This window comes from Pontivivens ytuae, assembly GCF_015679265.1.
Taxonomy (GTDB): Bacteria; Pseudomonadota; Alphaproteobacteria; order Rhodobacterales; family Rhodobacteraceae; genus Pontivivens; species Pontivivens ytuae.
Map to the genome: position 1 here is coordinate 1,448,280 of NZ_CP064942.1, position 16,712 is coordinate 1,464,991.

16 protein-coding genes are annotated in these 16,712 nt (G+C 66.7%); 8 read left to right on the top strand and 8 right to left on the bottom strand.

Annotated features, from left to right (window positions below):
- Positions 1-5: 5 nt before the first annotated feature.
- Positions 6-824 carry a glycosyltransferase gene (locus tag I0K15_RS07020; RefSeq protein ID WP_196104679.1) on the bottom strand — a complete coding sequence of 273 codons (819 nt, stop codon included), beginning with the start codon at positions 822-824 and terminating at the stop codon, positions 6-8.
- 207 nt (positions 825-1,031) lie between these two features.
- Between I0K15_RS07020 and I0K15_RS07025 the strand changes: the two genes are divergently transcribed.
- Both I0K15_RS07025 and I0K15_RS07030 read left to right on the top strand, forming a co-directional pair.
- Positions 1,032-1,370 carry a BrnA antitoxin family protein gene (locus tag I0K15_RS07025; RefSeq protein ID WP_196104680.1) on the top strand — a complete coding sequence of 113 codons (339 nt, stop codon included), beginning with the start codon at positions 1,032-1,034 and terminating at the stop codon, positions 1,368-1,370.
- Positions 1,371-1,561: 191 nt separating this feature from the next.
- Entirely contained in the window at positions 1,562-2,419 is an 858-nt protein-coding gene (locus I0K15_RS07030; protein WP_230374324.1) for a hypothetical protein, read from the top strand.
- A gap of 195 nt (positions 2,420-2,614) precedes the next feature.
- Here the strand turns inward: I0K15_RS07030 and ettA are convergent, their stop codons facing one another.
- The 3 genes from ettA to I0K15_RS07045 all read right to left on the bottom strand — a co-directional run bounded on the left by ettA (position 2,615) and on the right by I0K15_RS07045 (position 6,252).
- Complete coding sequence (ettA, locus tag I0K15_RS07035; protein WP_196104682.1) at positions 2,615-4,270, bottom strand: energy-dependent translational throttle protein EttA; 1,656 nt, start codon at positions 4,268-4,270, stop codon at positions 2,615-2,617.
- 68 nt (positions 4,271-4,338) lie between these two features.
- Positions 4,339-5,157, bottom strand: coding sequence for a hypothetical protein (locus tag I0K15_RS07040; RefSeq protein WP_196104683.1), 819 nt, complete (start codon positions 5,155-5,157; stop codon positions 4,339-4,341).
- A gap of 192 nt (positions 5,158-5,349) precedes the next feature.
- On the bottom strand, positions 5,350-6,252 hold the full coding sequence (locus tag I0K15_RS07045) for a LysR family transcriptional regulator (protein WP_196104684.1): 903 nt from the start codon (positions 6,250-6,252) through the stop codon (positions 5,350-5,352).
- A 91-nt stretch (positions 6,253-6,343) separates the two neighbouring features.
- Here I0K15_RS07045 and I0K15_RS07050 point away from each other — a divergent pair, with 91 nt between their 5' ends.
- Positions 6,344-7,189, top strand: a complete 846-nt coding sequence (locus I0K15_RS07050) for an NAD(P)-dependent oxidoreductase (protein WP_196104685.1) — start codon at positions 6,344-6,346, stop codon at positions 7,187-7,189.
- Between the two features lie 63 nt (positions 7,190-7,252).
- On the top strand, positions 7,253-7,855 hold the full coding sequence (locus I0K15_RS07055; protein WP_196104686.1) for a nicotinate-nucleotide adenylyltransferase: 603 nt from the start codon (positions 7,253-7,255) through the stop codon (positions 7,853-7,855).
- Positions 7,856-8,055: 200 nt separating this feature from the next.
- On the opposite strand, the gene I0K15_RS07060 is transcribed toward I0K15_RS07055, so the two are convergent.
- Positions 8,056-8,457: a (R)-mandelonitrile lyase gene (locus tag I0K15_RS07060; protein WP_196104687.1), complete on the bottom strand. Its 402-nt coding sequence runs from the start codon at positions 8,455-8,457 to the stop codon at positions 8,056-8,058.
- 103 nt (positions 8,458-8,560) lie between these two features.
- On the opposite strand from I0K15_RS07060, the gene I0K15_RS07065 reads away from it, so the two are divergent.
- On the top strand, positions 8,561-8,833 hold the full coding sequence (locus I0K15_RS07065; RefSeq protein WP_196104688.1) for a DUF4242 domain-containing protein: 273 nt from the start codon (positions 8,561-8,563) through the stop codon (positions 8,831-8,833).
- A 9-nt stretch (positions 8,834-8,842) separates the two neighbouring features.
- Here I0K15_RS07065 and I0K15_RS07070 read toward each other — a convergent pair whose 3' ends face one another.
- Positions 8,843-9,262, bottom strand: coding sequence for a tellurite resistance TerB family protein (locus I0K15_RS07070; protein ID WP_196104689.1), 420 nt, complete (start codon positions 9,260-9,262; stop codon positions 8,843-8,845).
- A 96-nt stretch (positions 9,263-9,358) separates the two neighbouring features.
- Here I0K15_RS07070 and I0K15_RS07075 point away from each other — a divergent pair, with 96 nt between their 5' ends.
- On the top strand, positions 9,359-10,942 hold the full coding sequence (locus tag I0K15_RS07075; RefSeq protein WP_196104690.1) for a lysine--tRNA ligase: 1,584 nt from the start codon (positions 9,359-9,361) through the stop codon (positions 10,940-10,942).
- Between the two features lie 236 nt (positions 10,943-11,178).
- Here I0K15_RS07075 and I0K15_RS07080 read toward each other — a convergent pair whose 3' ends face one another.
- The gene (locus I0K15_RS07080) at positions 11,179-12,642 is read right to left on the bottom strand and encodes a flavin-containing monooxygenase (RefSeq protein WP_196104691.1); all 1,464 of its coding nucleotides are present in this window, start codon (positions 12,640-12,642) and stop codon (positions 11,179-11,181) included.
- A 73-nt stretch (positions 12,643-12,715) separates the two neighbouring features.
- Entirely contained in the window at positions 12,716-13,801 is a 1,086-nt protein-coding gene (locus I0K15_RS07085; RefSeq protein WP_196104692.1) for an agmatine deiminase family protein, read from the bottom strand.
- Between the two features lie 251 nt (positions 13,802-14,052).
- Here I0K15_RS07085 and I0K15_RS07090 point away from each other — a divergent pair, with 251 nt between their 5' ends.
- Positions 14,053-15,120 (top strand): DUF1611 domain-containing protein, encoded by a 1,068-nt coding sequence (locus tag I0K15_RS07090; RefSeq protein ID WP_196104693.1) that lies wholly within the window; start codon positions 14,053-14,055, stop codon positions 15,118-15,120.
- Positions 15,117-16,703 (top strand): ABC transporter ATP-binding protein, encoded by a 1,587-nt coding sequence (locus tag I0K15_RS07095; protein ID WP_196104694.1) that lies wholly within the window; start codon positions 15,117-15,119, stop codon positions 16,701-16,703. The genes I0K15_RS07090 and I0K15_RS07095 overlap by 4 nt, the downstream gene beginning before the upstream one ends.
- The last annotated feature ends 9 nt before the right edge of the window (positions 16,704-16,712 follow it).

A 16,712-nucleotide genomic window follows, 5' to 3' on the forward strand; every position in this document is an offset into this window, starting at 1 on the left:
GATTGTCAGATGGTTAGGCCGAAGCGCTCGCGCAGGATCGTGCGGTCCTTCTCGCCGATGGGAGAGCCCGCGCGGGCCAGCGAGCGGCGGGAGCTCATGTTGTCTTCGTGGTTCGTCATCAGGAACATGTCGTCGCCCGGCACGCTGATCTGCGGCACGATCCGCTCGATCTGCTTGTGGGGGCCGAGCGCGTGGACCGTGCGGAAGGTGTCGGAGCCGCGGACCACGCGGACCAGACCGCACGCGGTGCGCGCCTTCACCCGCCGCTGGATCCGCCAGTTCGAGCCGAAGCGGCTGAGGAAGATCCCGCCCGAGAAGGTCAGCGAGTAGTCGTCCATGTCGAGCGCCGAGAGGCTCCGAACCCTCTCCACATAGTCGCTCGCCAGGGCATCGTCGTCATCGATCCGGATCGTCACCAGCCGGTCGTAATCCGCTGGATTCACAAGGTTTGTGGAGCTGAACGCCTGCTCCTCATGCATATCCGTGCCCACGTATGCCACCTCGAACCCCTGCTCCGCCGCGAGCGTGTCGAGGCGGGTGCGGTGTTCGTCGGGGAGGAGGGTGGAGGAGAGGGCGATGTGGCGGAAGTCGCGGTCGGTCTGCTGGGCGAGGGAGGGGCGCAGGATGGTCTCGAACATCTCGAACCGGTGCGCCATCCGCTTGGAATCGAAGAGGTAGTCGCGCTTCTCCTCCAGCGTCGGATTGCTGGGGCCGAAGTAGCGTTTCCAGTTGGTGCGACCGCGTAAGGCCTTCCACGAATGGGCTTTTCTGTCGAGGAGGACGGAAAAGCGCGTGAGGATGAAGATGCCGATCCGTTCGCCCATTCCGCCTGTCTCCGCTCACCGCAATCCGAAGCTCTTTAGGCCGGGGCGACGCCGAAGACAATCGGCGCGGCACGGTTAACGCAGGCCGCGAAGGGCCGGAGGGGCGTGTGCACAGGGCGTATGATTTGCGTATGACATCCGTGCACCGCTGCGTGCGCAGCCTCGCGTTAACCTTTTGCGGGCAGGATGGGGCTTTTCGAGGGTCCCATGGCGGATGAATTCGAGCGGAAGAAGACGAAGGCGGAGCTGCGGCGGGAGGCGGAGCTGGCCGCCGAACTCGCCCGGCTGCATGTCGAGACGCAGAAGATGATGCACGAGTGGGAGCACCTGCCGTCCGCTTGGCGCAGTATCGAGGACGAGCCGCTCACGCCGCATCGCACGCGGGTCACGCTGCGGCTGGATACGGACATGGTGAAGTTCTACCGGGCGATAGGCCCCGGCGACCAATCCCGGATCAACGCGATCCTGCGCGCCTACATGCTGGCCCGCCTCGCCAAGGTCATCGAGGGCCCGCTGGATCAGGACTGGCTGGGGCGGCCGGTTTGAACCAGAGTAGCCGAGCCCAACCGTCGTCAAATTAAGCATGCTTCACTGATACCACTTATTGCATAGCTCAAATAGTCCAGCCTGCTATCTGAAGCCAAGTTCTAACTAGACGTAGAAAAAAATCTTGGCTATATTATAATCTATGATTATCGTTGGGGATTGATGCATTGCGTATAATCTTGCCGCCACTCTTGGCATTGACACTCATGAGCTGCGGAGGACGAGAGACCGTAACATCTGTTGATGCTTCAAGTTCAGGTTCGATCTTATTGACCACACCTGTCATGGTCGATGGCCGTCAGGTTGACGCAGCGCACCCTTCTCTTCGAGCAAATGTGCAAGATCAACTTTTGGCAAATTGCGCTCAGGATGCGTGTATAGCACCATCAGCCAGAAACTCAGTAGATTACCTAAATGTATTAGCCTCATCAGAACGCCCTCAGCCCACTAGAGACTTTGGAGTTCTAGATCTGAACAGAAACGAATACCAAGGCTACAGAGGCTATGGTGTATTAATGTTTACTCGTAGTCCTGATTTGAATAATGCTAGAGATCGACAAATATGTAGATCTTTTATTAGATTAAATATTGAAGACAGTCGATCACGAACGAGGCAGCGTGACCGCTTTGTTACAATATGGCCGATCGAGCAGTATTTATATCAAAATATTACCGAAGAAAATACTCCACGTGATATAGAAAGTGTTTGTAACTATGCTATTGAAAATTATGATTATAATATTGTATCAGAGATACTACCGCGCATTTGGTCTAAAGAGCTTCCGATTTCAAGACTTGGCCAAGGGCCTTATTTAGTTGGCTGGCTCCCAGCCAGCAACTTATCCAATCCCGATGCTCCTATAATTATTGTAGATATGTCTTCAGTGGAAGAACGGTCAGAAATTGATGAAGTTATCCTTCAGTGGCGATCAGATATAATGTCCGATCCAAAACTATTGAACCTAGACTCAACAACTCAGATTACACGGATGAAGATTCGAAATTGGCTAGATAGGTTTGGATCAAAATTACTCATGATACTGGAGTAAATATGGAACATTTATTGAAGCTTGGGCCCTGGATTGCAGCGGGCTTAGTAGTAGGCATGATCATAATATCTTGGATAGACCCTCAAACGACACCGGGCTTTACTGCTGGAGTTATAATCATAGCCTTGATATTTATCATCATGGGGGCAATATTTAGATACTTTTTCGGAGATTAATAGAGGGGATTAATTTTAACTAGCGCACAAACTTCTTGTACTTCAACCGCTTCGGCTCTACCGCATCCGGCCCCAGCCTGCGTTTCTTGTCTTCCTCGTAGTCCTCGAAATTGCCCTCGAACCATTCTACATGGGCTTCGCCCTCGAAGGCGAGGATGTGGGTGCAGAGGCGGTCGAGGAAGAAGCGGTCGTGGGAGATGACCACGGCGCAGCCCGCGAAGTCGACCAGCGCATCCTCGAGCGCGCGCAGGGTCTCGACGTCGAGATCGTTGGTCGGCTCGTCGAGGAGGAGGACGTTGCCCGCCTCCTTCAACAGCTTGGCCATGTGGACGCGGTTGCGCTCCCCGCCCGACAGCAGCGAGACCTTCTTCTGCTGGTCGCCGCCCTTGAAGTTGAAGGCGCCGACATAGGCGCGAGAGTTCATCTCCGCATCGCCGAGCTTGATGATGTCGAGCCCGTCCGAGATCTCCTCCCACACGGTCTTGGTGGCGTCGAGCGCGTCGCGGGACTGGTCCACGTAGCTGAGCTTGACCGTGTCGCCGTAGTCGATGGCGCCCTCGTCGGGCTGCTCCTGCCCCGTGAGCATGCGGAAGAGGGTGGACTTGCCCGCCCCGTTCGGGCCGATCACGCCGACGATGCCGCCGGGCGGCAGGGAGAAGTTGAGCCCGTCGATCAGGGTGCGGTCGCCGTAGGATTTCTTGAGGTCCGTGACCTCGATGACCTTCTGGCCGAGGCGGGGGCCGTTGGGGATGACGATCTGGGCGCGGCCGATCTTCTCCCGCTCGGATTGGTTGGCCAGCTCGTTGTAGCGGTCGATCCGGGCCTTCTGCTTCGCCTGGCGGGCCTTGGCGCCCTGGCGCATCCATTCGAGCTCGCGCTCCAGGGTCTTCTGCCGGGTCTTGTCCTCCCGCGCCTCCTGCTCCAGCCGCTTGGCCTTCTGCTCCAGCCAGGAGGAGTAGTTGCCCTCGTAGGGGATGCCGCGACCGCGGTCGAGCTCCAGGATCCAGCCGGTGATGTCGTCGAGGAAGTAGCGGTCGTGCGTGACGATCAGGATCGTGCCCTTGTAGTCGATGAGGTGACGCTGGAGCCAGGCGATGGTCTCCGCATCGAGGTGGTTGGTGGGCTCGTCGAGGAGCAGCATGTCGGGCGCTTCGAGGAGGAGCTTGCAGAGCGCCACACGGCGCCGCTCGCCGCCCGAGAGCTTGGTGACGTCGGCGTCGTCGGGGGGGCAGCGCAGCGCCTCCATCGCGACGTCGATCTGGCTGTCGAGGTCCCAGAGGTTGGCCGCGTCGATCTGATCCTGGAGGGCCGTCATCTCGTCCATGGTCTCTTCGGAGTAGTTCATGGCAAGCTCGTTGTAGCGGTCGAGGATCGCCTTCTTGGCCGCGACCCCCTCCATCACGTTGCCGCGGACGTCGAGGTTCTCGTCGAGTTGGGGCTCCTGCGGGAGGTAGCCGACGCGGGCGCCCTCGGCCGCCCAGGCCTCGCCGGTGAAGTCCTTGTCGATGCCGGCCATGATGCGCATCAGGGTGGACTTGCCGGCGCCGTTGACGCCGACCACGCCGATCTTCACGCCGGGCAGGAAGGAGAGGCGGATGTTCTCGAAGGTCTTCTTGCCGCCGGGATAGGTCTTGGACACTCCGTCCATGTGGTAGACGTATTGATAGGCGGCCATGGTCTTCTCCCGTATCACGTTCGGCCCTGATCTAGCTTGGCCGTGCGGGCGGTGCAACGCGGCTCGCGTCAGTCCAGCGGATCCTCGCGACGCAGGCGGTGTTCGAGGAGGCGGATGGACGCGGCGGTGAGCATGGCCCAGCTCAGGACTGCCGAGACGGCGAAGACCATCCAGACGGGGATCGGGCGCTGCGTCGGGCCGGTTTGGGAGAGCGCGACTTCTGCGATCACCAGCGTCAGGCCCAGCGCGAGACCGAGGAAGATCGCGCCGAAGACCAGCAGATGCAGCGCGCCGCGCGCGAAGGTGGCAAAGGGCAGATCGAGCGTCGCGGCGTGCTTGACCAGCGACAGCCCAAACGGCGCGAAGATCAGCATGAGCGAGGCGTAGACGAGGAGGAGATGGTCGCCATACGCCTCGGCAAACGCGTCGAGGCGCGGCAGCGCCAGCTCATCCAGCAGCGGCGCGTGAAAGCCCGTAACCAGAAGGAGCCCGATCCAGATCAGTGCGACCACGGTCAGCGGCAGGAGGAGGCGCAGCAGCCACAGGCGCTCGGGCACCAGAACCATCCAGCCGCGCCCTGTATCGCCGTGACCCGCCGCGCGCACAACACCGCGATGGATGCGGAACACGGCGAGGATGCCGAAGTAGATCGGGACCAGCATGGCGATAAAGAGCGACGGATCCTCGATCGGCTCCCGCGGGCCTCCTCGGCGGCTGGGCAGTGCGTTGAAGAGGTCTCGCAGAAAGGTCTCGGCGCCCTCGGGCAGGTCCACGGTCGGCAGCCAGAGGGCGAGGCCCACGGTCAGCAGGAAGTAGGGCGCGGCGAAGAGCAGACCGGCGAGGCCTACGAATGGCGCCACGAACAGCGTCTTGATGTGAAACAGCACGGAACGGATGTCTTTCGATGGCAGGTTTGGCCGCAGGGCGACCGATGGCGTTATGGCGTTTTAATCAGCGTAAACGTGAGAACCGGCCGACTTCCACGCTCGCCCGCTCTGCACAACCTACAGACGTGCATGCGTTGCATTGGCGCATCTTTAGCGAGCAGTCGCCACGTGCCTCACCGGTGAAGCAGCCCGTCAGATGCGGCGGGCGCCCGCGGGGCCGAGATGTGCGCGCAAATGGTCGAGCACGGCGCGCGTCTTGGCCGGGACATACGCGCGGGAGGGATATAGCGCCCGGGCGGCGGTGTCGAAGGACGTGGCCGTAACCTCGTGATCGGGGAAGAGGTCGATGAGGCGGCCGGCCGCGATGTCCCCAGCGATCAGCCAGTCGGCGAGGAGCGCGGGGCCAAGGCCCGCTCGCGCGGCCTCGGCGAGCGCGAGGGCGTTGGAGATGGTGATGTGGCCGGTGACGGGAACCTCGGTCTCCGCACCCGACGCATCGCGAAAGCGCCAGGTGTTGCGGAACTCCGGCAAGGTGAAGAGCAGGCACGGGATCTGCGCCAGCGCACCGGGTGCGGCGGAGCGCGGCGTGCCGGGGGTGGCGACGACGCGGTAGCGGGTGGGCATCAGCTTCGTCGTGATCCAGTCGCCCTCCAGCACCGCGCCGAGGCGAATGGCAAGGTCGATGCGGTTCTCCACCAGGTCGAGCCGGGCGTCGGAAGCGATGAGCTCAATGGCGAGGTCCGGATAGGCAGCGCGCAGCCCCGGCAGCAGCGGCACCAGGCAGGTCTGCGCGAAGGCGACCGAGGCGGTCAGGCGCAGCGTGCCATGCGGCCCGGCGGTCACCGCGCGGGCCTCGTCGGCGGCGCGGTCGATCTCCTCGAGCAGCGGTGTGATGCGGGAGAGGTAGAGCCCGCCTGCCTCGGTCAGCGTCAGCCGCCGCGTGGTGCGCTGGAAGAGGCGCAGGCCCAGCCGCTCCTCCAGCTGCGCGATGGAGCGGGAGACGCGGGAGGGGTCGAGATCGTGCAGCCGCGCCGCCTCCGCAAAGCTGCCGAGCCGGGCCGTATCGGCGAAGAGGGTGAGGAGCCGCGTATCCATTCCTGCGCTTTTCGCACGAGTGACCGGCGCTGTCGCGCGTTTTTCGCGGCTGCCGCAGGGCGTAGGCATGGGGCAGCAAAGGAGGTGCGGCATGGCACGGATCGGATTTCTCGGCATGGGCGCGATGGGCGCCCGGATGGCGGCGCGGCTGGTGGAGGCCGGGCACGAGGTCGCGGTTTGGAACCGGACGCGGGCCCGGGCGGCGGCGGTGCGCGGCGCGACGGTGGCAGACAGCCCGCGTGACGCGGCGCGCGGGGCGGAGGTCGTCTTCTCCATGGTCCGCGACGATGCGGCCTCGGCCGAGGTGTGGTTGGGGGGCGACGGCGCGCTGGGCGGTCTCGGACCCCGGGCGGTGGGGGTCGAATGCTCCACGGTGTCGCCGGAGCACGCGGCCCGGCTGGCGGAGGCGTTCGCGGCGGCAGGCCGTGGGCTTGTCGACGCGCCGCTCGCGGGCTCCCGGCCGCAGGCGGAGGCGGGGCAGCTCATCTTCCTCGCCGGGGGTGAGGTGGCGCGGGTGGAGCCGTTCCTCCTCCAGATGGGCGCCGCGGTGCACCGGATGGGGCCGGTGGGCAGCGGTGCCGTGATGAAGCTGGTGGTCAACGGGCTCTTCGGCGTGCAGCTCGCCGCGGTGGCGGAGCTGATGGCGTTTGCGCGGGACCGGGGCCTCGCGCCCGAGCGGGTGGTGGAGGTGCTGAGTGCCACGCCGGTGATGAGCCCGATCGCGGCGGCCTCCGCCCAGGGGATGCTGAAACGGGCGTTCGACCCGATGTTCCCGATCGCGCTGGTGGCGAAGGATTTCGGCTACGTGCAGGCGGGTGGGGTGACACAAGCCGCAGGACGGGCCTGTGCGGAGGCGCGCGATGCGGGGCTGGGCGACCGGAACATCACGGCGATCTGGGCGCATGCGGGTGGGCTGGAGCCGGTCGAGGCCGATTGACAGGCGGCGGGCGGCCCGCGACAAGCGGTCCTCAGGGCGCATCGCCCGGGAGGCCCGCGCGCGGTGCATCACGGATATCCTCAGGCCGCCGACGGGCAGATCGTCGGGCTGCTGGGCGGGTCGTTCGATCCGCCCCATCGCGGTCATGTCCACATCACGCTGGAGGCGCTGCGCCGCTTTGGGCTCGACCGGATCTGGTGGATGGTCTCCCCGGGCAACCCGCTCAAGGCCGACGCGCCGGCGGCGATGGAGCGGCGGATGGCGGCGTGCCGGCAGATCATGCGGCATCCGCGCGTCGAGGTGACGGATGTGGAGGCGCGGCTGGGCACGCGCTTCACCGCGGAGACCCTGCTGAAGCTGCGCCGGGCCTATCCGCGCGTGACCTTCGTGTGGCTGATGGGGGCGGACAACCTCGCGAGCTTTCACAAGTGGGATGCGTGGCGCGACATCATGCAGACGGTGCCGATCGGCGTGCTCGCCCGGCCCGGGGAGCAGTTGCGGGCGGGACTGTCCCCGGCGGCGCGGGTCTATCGCGAGGCGCGGCTGCCGGCGCGGCAGGCCGGGGCGCTCCCCGATGGGCCGGCGCCCCGCTGGACGCTGATCGCGGGGCCGATGGTCGCGCAGAGCTCGACGGCCTTGCGTGAAGCGGGGGTCTGGACGCGGTAAGACCGCGCTTCTTTCGTTTCTGTCGGCGTGGTTGCCCCGTCACCGACCCTCGTTCGGCTCGGGAGCGGGTGGTTCGCCCCCTCCCGAGCCCTCCGCCCTTCTGAGGAGGGGACGAGAGGTAGCGGGTGTTGGTTTGGAGTGGTTGGCGGAGGTCCCCCCTCCCTAACCCTCCCCCCGCGGGGGGAGGGGACTGGTTGTGATTACGACTTGGCGTAGTCGGCGTCGCTGACGGGGTCGAGCCAGGTGGTCTCGGCCTCCGGCTCCTCCTGCATCGCGATATGGGTCATCGCCGTCTCCGGACCCGCGCCGTGCCAGTGCTCCACCTCGGGCGGGATGTAGACGGTGTCGCCCGCGCGGATCACCTCGGGCGCGCCGTCGCGCAGCGCGATCAGCCCCTGCCCGCTCGTCACATGGAGGGTCTGGCCCAGCGGATGGGTATGCCAGTTGGTCCGCGCGCCGGGCGCAAACGTCACCGAGAGTGCCCTGAGGCTCGCCGGTTCCGGCGCCTGCACGATCGGTGTCATCAGCACCGTGCCGGTGAAGTACTCGGCGGGGGCCATCCGGCTCGGCCGGTCCCCGTTGCGATGGATGATGAGCGACATGGCGGACCTCGTGGTTGCGATGGACGTGCGGGGCGCCATTCGCGCCGACTCGCGTCATGGGTGTAATCTGGTCGTCCGGATAACGGAAAACAGGGAGGACGCGATGAAACGCTACATGATCGAGCGCGACATACCGCAGGTCGGCTCCATGACCGGGGAGGAGCTGTGCGGGGCCGCCAAGACCTCGAACGAGGCGCTGGCGGCCCTGGCGCCCAAGGTGCAATGGCAGCATTCCTACGTGACGGGCGACAAGACCTTCTGCATCTACCTCGCCCAGGACGAGGACGCCATTCGCGCCCATGCCGACCTGAGCGGATTTCCCGCCACCCGCATCACCGAGGTGACGGGGATCATCGATCCGACGACGGCGGGCTGAGGTACGTGGTTACGCCGGCAGGCGGGCGTGCCGCGCGCGGGCGCCCCGCTCGATGGCCGAGGAGGTGAGGCGGTCGACCTCGAGGTCGTGGCGCAGGATCTCGAGCAGCCGCAGCTCCTCCATCTGCACGGTGCCGTCGGCCGCGGAGACATCGCAGGCGAGCGCATAGGCCGTCTCGTTCAGCGTGCCGGGCAGCGCGTCCTTGACGAGGCCCACAAGCGCATCCAGCCCGTCCTCCTCCTCGAACAGGTCGAAGACGGTCTGCGCCACGCTGCCCACCTGCTTCGGATCGTAGCCGTCGAAGACCGGAAGCACCGCGATCATGCGACGGATCGAGTCGAGCTCCGCGTCGGAGAGCTGCCCATCGGCGGCGGAGGTTGCGATCATGGTGGCGACGAGCGCATCCTGGGCGCTGAGCTGGGCGGACATGGGCTCTCCTGTCGTTACGGGCCTTCCGGCAGATATTGACCTGCCCCGGGCCCCTCAATAGGTGTGCGCCCATCTTTCTCAAAGGAAAAGTGACCGATGTCCGACCTGCGTGCCGCCGCCGAAGCCTCCAAAGCCTGGCCTTTCGAAGAGGCCCGGAAGCTGGTGAAACGGTTCGCGAAGGCGGCGCCGGAGAAGGGCTATGTGCTCTTCGAGACGGGCTACGGCCCCTCGGGCCTGCCGCATATCGGTACGTTCGGCGAGGTGGCGCGCACCACGATGGTGCGCCGCGCCTTCGAGATGCTGAGCGATATCCCGACAAAGCTGATCTGTTTCTCCGACGACATGGATGGCTTGCGGAAGGTCCCGACCAACGTGCCGAACGGCGAGCTGCTGGCGCAGGACCTGAACCTGCCGCTCACCCGCGTGCGCGACCCGTTCGGGACGCATGACAGCTTCGGCGCGCATAACAACGCGCGGCTGCAGGCGTTCCTTGACGAATACGGCTTCGAATACGAGTTCGCGTCGTCCACCGACTACTACCTGTCGGGGCGGTTCGACGACATGCTGCTGCGCGCGCTGGAGCGCTTCGACAAGATCCTCGACATCATGCTGCCGACGCTGGGCGAGGAACGGCGCGCGACCTACTCCCCCTTCCTGCCGGTGAGCCCCAAGACGGGCCACGTGCTCCAGGTCCCGACGCTGGAGCGCAACGTCGCGAAGGGCACGATCGTCTACGAGGAGCCAGATGGCGAGCGGGTGGAGATCCCGGTGACCGGCGGCCACGTGAAGATGCAGTGGAAGCCGGACTGGGCGATGCGCTGGGCCGCGCTGGGCGTCGATTACGAGATGTCGGGCAAGGACCTGATCGACTCCGTGACGCAGGCCTCCAAGATCTGCCGCGCGCTGGGCGAGCCGGTGCCCGAGACGCTGACCTACGAGCTGTTCCTCGATGCGGACGGACAGAAGATCTCCAAGTCGAAGGGCAACGGGCTGTCGATGGAGGAGTGGCTGACCTATGCCTCCCCCGAGAGTCTGCAATACTTTATGTACCAGAAGCCCAAGACGGCGAAGCGGCTGCATTTCGACGTGATCCCGAAGGCGGTGGACGAGTACCATCAGCAGCTCCGCGCCTATCCCGATCAGGACGAGAAGGCGCAGCTCGCCAACCCGGTGTTCCACATCCACGGGGCAGCGGTGCCCGGCAGCTTCATGGCGGTGCCATATTCGATGCTGCTGAACCTCGCCTCGGCGGCGAATGCGGAGAGCAAGGACGTGCTCTGGGGCTTTATCCGCAAGTACGCGCCGGATGCCGCGCCCGAGACCCATCCGGAGCTCGATGCGGCGGCCGCCCGCGCAGTGCGCTATTTCGAGGACGTCGTGAAGCCGCAGAAGGTCTACCGCGCGCCAACGGATGTGGAGCGGTCGGCGCTCGCCGACCTGCGTGACCGGCTTGCGGCGTGGGACGGCGAGGTGGAGGCCGAGGCGCTGCAATCCGAGGTCTTCGCCGTGGGTAAGGCGCATGGCTTCGAGCCGCTGCGCGCCTGGTTCTCCGCCATCTACGAGGTGCTTCTGGGCGCCTCGCAGGGTCCCCGCTTCGGCGGCTTCGTGGCGCTCTACGGCGTGGAGGAGACCGTGGCGCTGATCGACCGGGCGCTCGCAGGCGAGCTAGCGGCCGCCTGAGCTTCAGGACGCCTTTCCGCCTGCCGGCGGGGATATTTTAAGACAGATGAAAGGAGTGCCGTGCTCTCACGGGCGCGCGGTACAGGCGGGGACGCCGATGACCGCGACAGGTGAAGGCGCTCCGGGGCCGGGCCGGTGCCTGAGGTGTGCGCCCGCGTCCCGGAGCATCCGCGTCCTTCATCTGTCCCGAAGTATCCCCGCCGGAGGCAGACCATCGCGGGCAACAGGCGCGTCGGTCAGGCCGTGGCAGGCACGGTGGCGTGGCTAAACTCCATCGTTCCGTCCTGGATCGGATCCATGCGGAAGGCGCGCAGGTCGAGAAGGTAGTTCTGGTGGACCCGCCAGGGCCGCGTCTGCGCCTGTTTCGGCAGGTGCTCCAGCGCGCGCTGGATGTAGCCGGAGGTGAGCGGAACGGCCGGTTCGGCGCTCGCATCCTGTGGCGGGCGAGGCGTGGCGATGTCGGTGCCGGTCTTTTCCATGTGGTCGAGCAGGCGGATGGCCCAGCGCAGGACGAGCTCGCATTTCAGCGTCCAGCTCGCGTTGGTGTAGCCGAAGGTCATCACGAAGTTCGGTACGTCCGACAGCATCGCGCCCTTGTAGCTGAGATGGCTGCCGGGATGCACCGCGTGCCCGCCGACGGTGACCCGCATGCCGCCCGCGAGCTTCATGCGCAGGCCGGTGGCGGTGACGATGATATCGGCCTCCACCAGCTCGCCGGAGACGAGGCGCACGCCTGCAGGCTCGAACCGCTCCACCGCGCCGGTGGTGATGGAGGCGGAGCCGTCCTTCAGAACCTCGAAGAAATCGCCGTCGGGTGCGAGGCAGAGCCGCTGGTCCCACGGCTTGTAGGGCGGGTCGAAATGGGTGGGGTCGGCCCCCGATTTCTTCACCACGTTCTTCGACAGCATGCCGCGGACGAGGGACGGCCAGCGTTGGGAGAGCTGGAAGAAGCCCATGCCCATCAGGATGTTCTTCCACCGCGTGACGGTGTGCGCCGCCTGTTCGGGCAGCACGCGGGAAAAGAAGCGGGCCATGCCGTCGCGGGCGGGCATGTCGGTCACGTAGGTCGGCGTGCGCTGGATCTGGGTGACGTGCGCGGCTGTCTTCGCCAGCTCCGGCATCAGCGTGACGGCGGTCGCACCCGAGCCGATGACGGCGACGCGCTTGCCGGTCCAGTCGAGATCCTCGGGCCAGTGCTGGGGGTGGATGATCGGGCCTGCGAAGTCCTCCTGCCCGGCGAAGACGGGGGCGTGGCCGCCCGCATAGTCGTAGTAGCCGGTGCAGATCATCAGGAAGCGCGTGGCGAGCTGCCGCGTGCCCTCCGGCGTCTCGACCGTGAGCTGCCAGCGGGCACCGTCCCAGTCGGCGGCGGTGACGCGGTGCTGATAGCGGATGCGCTCATCCACGCCGTAGGCCACCGCCGTTTCCCGGATATAGGCGTTGATCGACGGCCCGTCGGTGATCGCCTTCTCTCCCAGCCAGGGGCGGAAGGAGTAGCCCAGCGTATGCATGTCGCTGTCCGAGCGGATGCCGGGATAGCGGAAGTAGTCCCACGTGCCGCCCATCGCCTCGCGCGCCTCCAGCAAGGCGATGCGATCATCGGGGCGCTTCTCGGCCATCAGGCAGGCCGCGCCGATGCCGGAGAGGCCGGCGCCCACGATGATGACGTCGAGGCTGTCTGGGTCGGTCGTGTCGCGCATTGGATCCTCCTTGCCGGGAGTTTATCGGGCTGTACTGCCAGGGGCGAGGGAACGCTGCGTCAGCCGCGGCTTATCACACCGCAGGCTGCTGCTGTGTGGCGCAGTGGATGCCGCCACCGATCCAGCCGAGCGCGTCGGCATCGAGAGCGACGACCTCCCGCCCTGGGTGGAGTACGGCGATGGCCTGCTGCGCGGCGGCGTCGGCCTCCGCATCGCCGAAGCGCGCCATGATGACCGCACCGTTGCAGACATAGTAGTTGACGTAGGAGGCGAGGAACTCCGCATCGTGCACCCGGGGGCGTGCGGGGTCCTGGATCTCCGTCAGCCGGAGCGGGCGACCCGCCACATCGATCGCGGCAGCGAGGATGTCGCGGGTTTCGCGGGCGGTTCGCAGCCACGGATCGGAGGGATCGTCCTCAGCCGGCATCTGGATCAGCACTTCGCCCGGCGCGGTGAAGCGGGCGAGCGCGTCGATGTGATAGTCCGTGATGTCCTGCCCCGCGAGGCCGGGCGCCCAGATCATCCGATCCGCGCCATAGGCGTCGAGGAGCAGCGCCTCGACCTCGGCCAGGCTGCCCGGGTTGCGGTTGGGGTTCACCCAGGAGCTTTCATGGGCGATCAGGGTGCCCGCACCATCCTGCTCCACCCCGCCGGGCTCCCCGACGAGGCCGTTGTCGAGGAGCGGGAGCGCCATCCGCTCGGCCACGCGGCAGGCGATCTCGCCGTCGTTGGGATGGCGCTGCTTGCCGCCCCAACCGTTGAAGTTGACATGCCGGATCGCGAGGTCGCCGGTGCCGTCCACCACGAAGAGCGGACCGCTGTCGCGGGCCCAGAGGTCGTCAGTGGGGATATCCCAGAGGGTCACCGCGTCCGTGACCTGCGGGGCGATGGCCGCATGATGCTCGGCCGCGGCAAGCAGGACCACCGGCTCAAACGCCGCGATGGTATTGGCGAGCGTGGCGATGGTATGCTGGACCTCGTCGAGGAACCAGCGCTCGGGGTAGACGGTGCGGTCCACGGGCCACTGAAGGAAGGTACGCTCGTGCGGTGTGTCTTCAGCCGGGACATACCAGCGTCCGGTCGGCTGGCCGGTTGCGCGTGAGGTGAAGGAGGCCGCGGCGGTGCCCGCGAGCGCTGCCAGAACGTGACGTCGCATCATCAGAATGTTCCTTTCTTTTGAGCGCGTACCGTGGCGATTGCGCCCTGACAACCGTCCTCGATATGGGTTCGAAGGCGCCGGATGGTGAGAGGGAGCGGCGATGTGATCTGCCGCTCCGCAACCTGGCTATGCGCGCCTTTCATCCGGCGTTCATGTTCCTGCCCGCGCCGTTTTAATCCCGCGTCGGCTATGGGCTTCAAGGGAGGCTGGCAGGGTGGTGGCATGGAAACGAACGGGCCTTGGAGGGCGACATGACCATCAACACCACCTTCTTCGACATGACGCGGCTGGAGCGGGCGAAGTGGGCCTTTACCACCCGGCGGGTGGCGCGCGGCGATGTGCGGGGTGTGAGCGCCGATCTGACCGACGCGCAGCCGGGTGACCTGATCCTCTGCGAGATCGTGGAGATCGGGCAGCACAAGAAGATCCAGCTCGCCGACCGGCGCAATGCGGCGAGCTATCCGGGCGATCTCGTGGTGCTGTGCCTTGGCGATCGTTATGCGCCGGATCAGTTCATGGCGCGCGCGGTCGTCGTCGGCGAGGTGGCGCATCTCGCGGCGGGCGGCGGTGTCGTCGGCACCGTGGAGGCGGCGCATGACCGGATGGATGCGCCGACCACCCTGCGCCCCCTCGGCGTGCTGATCGACGAGGCGGGGGCGCGGCTCAACATCGGGGCTTACGCGCTGCAGCCGATGAGCGCGCCGGAGGATGTGACGGTGATCGGCGTCTTCGGCGCCTCGATGAACTCGGGCAAGACCACCGCGGCCTCCAGCCTCGCTCACGGGTTGCAGCGGGCGGGCTATGCGACGGTGGGGGTGAAGGCGACGGGCACGGGCGCCTTCGGTGACTTCAACGCGTTCGAGGATGCGGGCGTGACCGCGATGGACTTCTCGGATGCGGGCATGGCCACGACCTTCCGCATGCCGCTGGAGCGGATCGAGGCGGGGTTCGAGACACTGATCGGCCATGCCGCTGCGGGCGGGGCGCAGGTCGTGGTGGTGGAGATCGCCGACGGTGTCTTCCAGCGGGAGACGCGGGCGATCCTTGCCGGGTCCCGCATCCGGCGGCGGCTCGACGGGATCCTGTTCGCGGCGCCGGACGCGCTGAGTGCGCTGGGCGGAACCATGGTGCTGGAGCGGCACGGGCTCACGCCCTTCGCCATCTCGGGCATGGTCACGTGCTCCCCGCTCGCGCGGGCGGAGGCGGAGGAGGTCACGGGCCTGCCGCTTCTCGCGCGTGAGGATCTGTGGTCGGCGGAGGTGATCGAGCAGGTCGTCGCCCCCTTGATGCGAAACCGCGTGGGCCAGCGCGCGGCATGAGCCGGCTCCCGCGGCTCTGGTCTGGGGACCGTGTCGGTGACGCGGTCCTCATTCCCGTTCTCGGCATCGCGCAGGCCGTGGCGATGGGCATCGGCGCCTTCGCCACGCGCGATGCGTTCACGGCCCTGCATGGCGGCGGCCCGCCGACCGACGGAACGCTCGCCACGCTGATCCTCGCAGGGCTCGCCACGGCGGGCTTTGCGTTGTTGGCGGGGATCCGGTCGGAGGCGCTTGGCCAGAGCGTCGCGCGCGAGATGCGGGTGGTGCTCTACGATCACCTCGCGGGCATGTCGCGGCGGGATGTGGAGGCGCGCAGGCTCGGCGCGCTGTCCCTGCGCTTCGTAGGCGATCTGTCGGCGGTGCGGCTGTGGTACGGGCGCGGGCTGCCGCGCGTGGCCTCGGCCCTCGTGGTGCTGCCCGGCGCGGGCCTAGTTCTGTGGCTGCTGGAGCCGCAGATCGCGGGCGCGGCCATCCCGCCCGTGGCGCTGTCGCTGGTGGTGATGCTGGTCGCCGCCGTCGGATTGCAGGCGCGGCACCGGCGGCTGCGGTCGCGGCGGGCGGGGATATCCATTGCGATGATGGAGCGGATCGCGGTGTCGCCGGAGCTCGACCTGATGGGCCGCACCGGTTTTGAGCTGAAGCGGTTGGAGGAGGACGGCGCGACGCTGCGGCGCAACGCCGTCTCCCGCCGTTGGCAGCAGGAGGCGCTGCGCATGATCCCGCAGGGCGGCGCGGCGGTGGCGGGCGCGGCGGTGCTCTGGATGGCCGGCATGCAGCAGATCGCGCCGGGGACCGCGGCGGCGGGGCTGTCGGTGCTCGCCATCCTGATCCTGCCGCTGCGCGAGCTTGCCGACGCGTGGGACCAGTATTGCGCCTGGCGGATCGCGCGGGAGAAAGCGTTGAACCTGCTGGCAAAACCCAGCGTCCGACGCAGTGCGCGGCATCGCGGCCATCCGGTCCGGCTGCGCGCGACCGGGATGCTGGAGGGGCGGCCCCTCGACGTGGAAATCGTGGCGGGGACCGCGGCGCGGATGGCGCGGCGGGCGGGGGTGGCCCACCTCGCCGCCGCGTTCGCGGGACTCGACCCCGATCCGGCGCTGCACATCCGCTATGACGGGCGCACCACCCTGCCCCGCGTCGCCCATATCGGCGACCGGCCCGTGGTCTTGCAGGGCACGCTGCACCGGGCGCTGACGCTGGGCCTTGCCCCGCGGCCGGGGCGGAAGGAGACGGCGAAGGTCGCGCGGGCCTTCGGCCTCGCCCCCCTCCTCAAGCGGACCGGGGGGCTGAAGGGCAAGGTGGCCGAAGCCGGGCGCGACGTGACGGTGGCCGAGAGCCTGCGTCTCGACCTCGCGCGAGCGATGCTGGCGGAGCCGGATGTCGTCGTGATCGACAGCGCGCGCTTCGACGCGGATCCGGAGCGGGGGGCGCTGCTCACCCGGCTTCGGGCGCGGACGGAGGCGACGGTGCTGGTCGTCGGCCCGGCGGCGGAGGGCTTTGTCTTCGACCGTGAGATCGACCTAAAATTGAATGAAGCAACACCCTCTCCCGCGGTCGCCGATTCGGCTGCGGCATCGTTCTAAGGTTCGCCC

Coding starts and splice junctions, on each gene's coding strand:
- I0K15_RS07020 (WP_196104679.1), bottom strand. CDS start 824: ATGGGCGAACGGATCGGCATCTTCATCCTCACGCGCTTTTCCGTCCTC.
- I0K15_RS07025 (WP_196104680.1), top strand. CDS start 1,032: ATGGCGGATGAATTCGAGCGGAAGAAGACGAAGGCGGAGCTGCGGCGG.
- ettA (WP_196104682.1), bottom strand. CDS start 4,270: ATGGCCGCCTATCAATACGTCTACCACATGGACGGAGTGTCCAAGACC.
- I0K15_RS07045 (WP_196104684.1), bottom strand. CDS start 6,252: ATGGATACGCGGCTCCTCACCCTCTTCGCCGATACGGCCCGGCTCGGC.
- I0K15_RS07050 (WP_196104685.1), top strand. CDS start 6,344: ATGGCACGGATCGGATTTCTCGGCATGGGCGCGATGGGCGCCCGGATG.
- I0K15_RS07060 (WP_196104687.1), bottom strand. CDS start 8,457: ATGTCGCTCATCATCCATCGCAACGGGGACCGGCCGAGCCGGATGGCC.
- I0K15_RS07065 (WP_196104688.1), top strand. CDS start 8,561: ATGAAACGCTACATGATCGAGCGCGACATACCGCAGGTCGGCTCCATG.
- I0K15_RS07070 (WP_196104689.1), bottom strand. CDS start 9,262: ATGTCCGCCCAGCTCAGCGCCCAGGATGCGCTCGTCGCCACCATGATC.
- I0K15_RS07075 (WP_196104690.1), top strand. CDS start 9,359: ATGTCCGACCTGCGTGCCGCCGCCGAAGCCTCCAAAGCCTGGCCTTTC.
- I0K15_RS07080 (WP_196104691.1), bottom strand. CDS start 12,642: ATGCGCGACACGACCGACCCAGACAGCCTCGACGTCATCATCGTGGGC.
- I0K15_RS07085 (WP_196104692.1), bottom strand. CDS start 13,801: ATGATGCGACGTCACGTTCTGGCAGCGCTCGCGGGCACCGCCGCGGCC.
- I0K15_RS07090 (WP_196104693.1), top strand. CDS start 14,053: ATGACCATCAACACCACCTTCTTCGACATGACGCGGCTGGAGCGGGCG.
- I0K15_RS07095 (WP_196104694.1), top strand. CDS start 15,117: ATGAGCCGGCTCCCGCGGCTCTGGTCTGGGGACCGTGTCGGTGACGCG.